Raw genomic sequence first — 4808 nt, forward strand, 5'->3', positions numbered from 1 at the left:
GAGAAAAGCACCGTCCAAATCTTTGGCCAAGTGATTTTCTCCTCTTTCACGCCTTTTGTCCCAAGGCAGGACAAGGCAAGGAAAACCACACAAAAGAGTTTTGTCCAGAGGATGGATGAAAACAATCCTGTGGTACGCTGGAAATTCATCAGTATCTTATCCACAATGCCGAGCGTAAAGCCCCAGGTATGGAACGCCTCGTAGCAGAACCAATAGTAGTTAATGAGAAGGAATATCACCGATATGCCTCGCATAAAGTCCATAACTTTACCTAATGCCCTTAAATCATCTTCTTGTGCCATAACGCTGTTTTATTTAGAATATCGTTTGAATACTATTTGAAAAGTGTCTGAATATTATATGAACAGTGTACTTAATGCTTCCTGCGTTTAATATTTACCTTATTTTGTCTGCGGAGTTTACGTTGCCATGCAGTTTCCTTCCAATCATCGTTGCCCGTAGATAGGAATGAGCCATCTGCCATACTTTCGATAAGTTCATCGACAAGGTTGTCCCCATCTTCCAAACTTTGAAATAATGCCTGAGTCTTATCTATCTGTTCCAAACGGACAGATGGACTTCCATACAACGCTTCATCCAAGAATGGGTTGTGCATAGGATTGGAGAAATAGGTATTGAATACATTGGCGGCATATCCTTTACCCAAGCGCGAGCCATTGAGCGCAACGCCCACTTCGTCATCAATGAATGTGCTACCATAGATACGTCCACTTTCGTTCTTTCGGATAACCACACGCAAGCCTTGTTCCTCCAATCTTTGCCGAAGTTCTTCCTCTGTCTTTGGAGAGGTACGCATTGTTTGTAACACCCTGTACCTTATGATTGATCTCAATGGCTTGATAGCTTGTTTGGATTTCTGCATCTTGTTCTGTACGGCAGTATAGCCCACACCACGTCCAATGTCCGAGGCATGGATGGGTGTGCTTGCCTTGCCCCCCTTGTCATCAGTCGGAACATAAACCAGTCCGTCATACTTCTTTCCCCGAAACTCCGTCTTCACTTCTTCCACTGCAAGATTGTATGCGGAAAGAATGGCATTCAATTCACCCAAGGAACAGAAGCAATAATGCTTCAGAACCGTGCGGACAACACTTGCCACCTGTTCCTTGATGTTTCCTCTGGTGATGTCAATCTTGGGCGTTTCTTCCACCGCTTTGTCAGCAACCTTTGAACTTGGGATAAGATCGTATTTCCTTTCCAAGGTATCAGTAATCTGCTTGCTCCTTCGTTTTTCAAACTTGTCGTTGATTTTCTTTCCTTCACCATCTATCCGAAGCGACACAATGTGTATATGCTCACGGGCGATGTCGTTGTGCTTGAAGACGATATAGGGTTGGTTACCATAGCCGAGTGCCTCCATATACTCCTTGGCTATCTGTGTGAGTTGCTCATCGGATAGTTTCTCGTCCGGGTGCGGATTGAGCGAACAGTGGAACACCGTTTTCTTGGTACGGCAGTTCTTCGGTATCAATGCCTCCATATCAGCAAGCACGTCCTCCATCGTATAACGTCCTTCCTTGCTCTGATACAATTCAGCGGTAAGAAGAATATTCGCTTCTCCTTTTTCCACCTTTTTGAAATTGTAGCCGAGTGCTCCTCCGAGGTTCTCCGTTGCTGAAATTTTTGCTATCATTTTTCTAACTAAATTCTCAATACTTCTTCTTTCTATAATCAATGGTTAGATTGATAGCCTGCTCTTGCAAGGCAATGATTTGAGCCGACAATTTCTCCAACTTCTCAAGCATAATCTGTGCAGTCTTTATGCTGTGATAGCTGTTGATAGCCCGCACGGACTGGTTATAGAGCACGCCAATCTTATGGATTTGTGCCGTCAGTTCGGATAGCTTTCGGTAGTATTCTACAGCGGATTTATCCACCGTGATGACCTTAAAACTCTCTCCAAGAATACGCCCACGCATAAAATCCGACTTCGTTTCTGCTCCCGAACGTTGAAACAAGTCAATCGCTCTTTGCTGGTCTTTTGGGTTGGGCAACCGTACATGCCAGTTGTCCCAACGTGGCTTTTCTGCTTGTTTCCGTTCTGAACCATGTTCCGTTTCCTTATTCATATCCGTTTTATCTTCTAATTACGACTTTGGAGTAATTCATTTCCCCTTCGGGGCAAGGGTCTTTGTGGTACAAACAGCGGTTTGTGTTACAAAGACACACCTTGCCAATATTAAGAGTTGATACGATTGAAGTATCCACCCTTTTGGGGTGTCTGCTTCGGGACGTTACCTCCATGTATTATTCTCGCCTGCAAAGTTACGGCAGATTTTCAAATATCTCATTATCAATGATGTTCACTCTTTTTCCTTGCATTTCCTTGTACTTCTGTCGTATAGAAATATCTATCGAAAAAGCTTTTATTTTGCAGATAAAACGAACGGAATATCGTTCGACAGAACTATTTAAAGAACGATATGACGAACTCTATTTCAATAGTTCAATATATCGACAAATAGAACTATCGAGATGTCGACAAATCGACAAATAAAACGATAGATACTTCGGTATTTCGACAGATAAAAGAATTAATAATTCGCTCTGACGATTACTCTAACGAACTACCATTCAAATTATAGTTTAAGTAATGATAAAAAAATAACTTGGTATTTTTTTCTCTCTCTCCATGAAACCATATAGTTCCATTTCTGGAGTTTTTCATCAATTGAATACACTGCTCAAGACCGATGCCTCGGCTCCGAAAATGTACCAAGTTATTTTTTAATCATTACTAAACGATTAAAATATCTATAGTATGGAACAGATACAAACATCGCCCATATTTCTGGGCTTTTCCTCTCAAAAGGGAGGTGTTGGCAAAAGTACTTTGGCTGAGATTGTCAGCAGCATTCTTTACTACGAAAGAAATATCCATCTTTTTGTGGTAGACTGTGACTTGTCTCAAGACTCATTCTATAAACTCCGTGAAAGGGAAAAGGCTTGCATTGAAAGTGATCCACAGCTTTCCAAGCAGATGAAGCAATATTTCTCCTCTTTGAAGCGTACAGCCTATCGCATTCTCAAGGCAGACCCTAAGGAGGCAATAGAGAAGGCTAACGAGTATATCCGTAAACATCCGTCTGAGCAGTTTGATTTGGTCATCTTCGACTTTCCTGGTCATGCTGGCACGAGTGACCTTTTGCAGCTATCGCTGGAGATGGACTATATCCTTTCACCTTTAGAGCCTGATGTTCAGTCAATGGTTGCCTGCCTTACCTATATCAAGGCTGTAAATGACTTGGGTGTATCTATGTCAAGTGTCCGTATCAAGGAAGTCATTCTCCTATGGAATAAGGTTGACCGAAGAGTTAAGAACACGCTCATAGAATACTATAGTAGGTATATCAAGAACGAAGATTACACGCTACTTAATCAGCATGTCTATGCTGCTCACCGCTTCAGCCATGAACTGGAGCAATACGGATTCCGTGGAGTATTCCGTTCCACTTACCTCCCTCCCAATAAGGCTTTACGAATCGGGACCGGCATTGATGAGCTGACAGAGGAATTACTTACCCATATTCAACTTAAATAAGACAGCACTATGGCAAGGATACAGGAACAACGGCAGAGATTGGAAGCCAAGCTTAAGGAAATGGCAGAAGACGGGGTGATGAAGACACCACCCAAGGAAACTGTGTCTTTTGACCCTCCTGATGAGGAAGATGAAGAGGAAGTGAAGACAGAGGTCAGTACCAACCAAAAGGAAAACCAACATCTGGTAAAGGAACTTATGTCTACCTCGGACGATAAGCAGGATAAGACCTTGTGTAAAAGCCACGAGAGAGGATATGAGAGAAGTGCGGAAACACCTCGGATTTCCTTGGAGGACTACCGAACACGCTATTTACAGTCAATCCGTCTTCGGGAGCGGACCAATTTTACTATGAGTGCTGATACACTCCAAGTGCTAAGAAACATTTTACAGGACTTAGGTGAGCGGGTATCGATGGCTTGTTATATTGACAATATTCTCCGTGAACACCTTAAAGAACACAAGGAACTGCTCAATAATGCCACTGCAAAGCATCGCCGCAAGGTGGCAATAGATTTTTGAACATAGAATAAATGACTAACAAACATCATCAGTATGCAAACAATACTATTCAACATTCTCCAGCTTTTGATAGTAGTATGGGTGTTCATTGGAATACTCTTCCTTTGGCAGCAGTTTCGCATAGCGTGCCGCAGATTGGAGAAAACGTGCGAGAAGAAAAATGAGCAGAAACAAAAGCAGAATGTTTCTTCTGTTACGCAAGACCAGCTTGAACAGGCACGTCAAGTGCTTGTTGGTAAGAGTAAATCATATAGGGAACAAAATGAAACACTATCAAAAGAGGTTGCTACCAATTCACGAAAAATCTCAGAAGTTCCCGCTGTTTCCTCCTCTGAAAATCCTGATGAAAAACCTAATACTTTTGCAGAGAAAACCCCATCTGTGTCCGAAGAAATAAAAGAAGTGGAAGGTACAGAAGAGGACAATGAAATGCAGGTTGACTACACAATGGACGAGTCGGACGAAGATACTATCATCCGTGAGGAACTGCAAATCGCTGATGCAGTGATGCCCGAAGTCTCACCATCCGCCATTCTTGCAAGGGATTTGTCCCGTATAAACGGATGGCAAAGGAATGACGACACGCTTGACGAGGAAAGCGAAACTGACGTTCACGAAACACTGCAAGCAATACGAGGCACACTGCTTATGGACTATATCAAAGAGGCAACGCTCAAGCAGGAGAAAGACCATCAAAAGCTACTTGCTGCCATCCGTAAAGCAG

General features: G+C 42.7%; 6 protein-coding genes. 3 read left to right on the plus strand and 3 right to left on the minus strand.

Annotated elements, in window-relative coordinates; translation table 11 throughout:
• From HMPREF9969_RS04760 to HMPREF9969_RS04770, 3 genes are all read right to left on the minus strand, one after another.
• Positions 1–302: YWFCY domain-containing protein (locus HMPREF9969_RS04760; RefSeq protein ID WP_009434707.1), on the minus strand; the 302-nt coding region annotated here is incomplete at its 3' end.
• A gap of 71 nt (positions 303–373) precedes the next feature.
• A complete protein-coding gene (gene mobB, locus HMPREF9969_RS04765; protein WP_009434710.1) occupies positions 374–1654 on the minus strand; it encodes a conjugal transfer protein MobB in 1281 nt (426 codons plus the stop codon).
• Between the two features lie 16 nt (positions 1655–1670).
• Complete coding sequence (locus HMPREF9969_RS04770) at positions 1671–2090, minus strand: hypothetical protein (protein ID WP_009434709.1); 420 nt, start codon at positions 2088–2090, stop codon at positions 1671–1673.
• A gap of 692 nt (positions 2091–2782) precedes the next feature.
• Here HMPREF9969_RS04770 and HMPREF9969_RS04775 point away from each other — a divergent pair.
• The 3 genes from HMPREF9969_RS04775 to HMPREF9969_RS04785 all read left to right on the plus strand — a co-directional run.
• Positions 2783–3562 carry a ParA family protein gene (locus HMPREF9969_RS04775; RefSeq protein WP_009434706.1) on the plus strand — a complete coding sequence of 260 codons (780 nt, stop codon included), beginning with the start codon at positions 2783–2785 and terminating at the stop codon, positions 3560–3562.
• A gap of 9 nt (positions 3563–3571) precedes the next feature.
• Positions 3572–4084, plus strand: a complete 513-nt coding sequence (locus tag HMPREF9969_RS04780; RefSeq protein WP_009434708.1) for a DUF3408 domain-containing protein — start codon at positions 3572–3574, stop codon at positions 4082–4084.
• A gap of 33 nt (positions 4085–4117) precedes the next feature.
• On the plus strand, positions 4118–4808 hold a 691-nt coding region (locus tag HMPREF9969_RS04785), incomplete at its 3' end, for a hypothetical protein (RefSeq protein WP_009434711.1).

The sequence above is a fragment of the Prevotella sp. oral taxon 306 str. F0472 genome (assembly GCF_000257925.1).
GTDB lineage: Bacteria > Bacteroidota > Bacteroidia > Bacteroidales > Bacteroidaceae > Prevotella > Prevotella vespertina.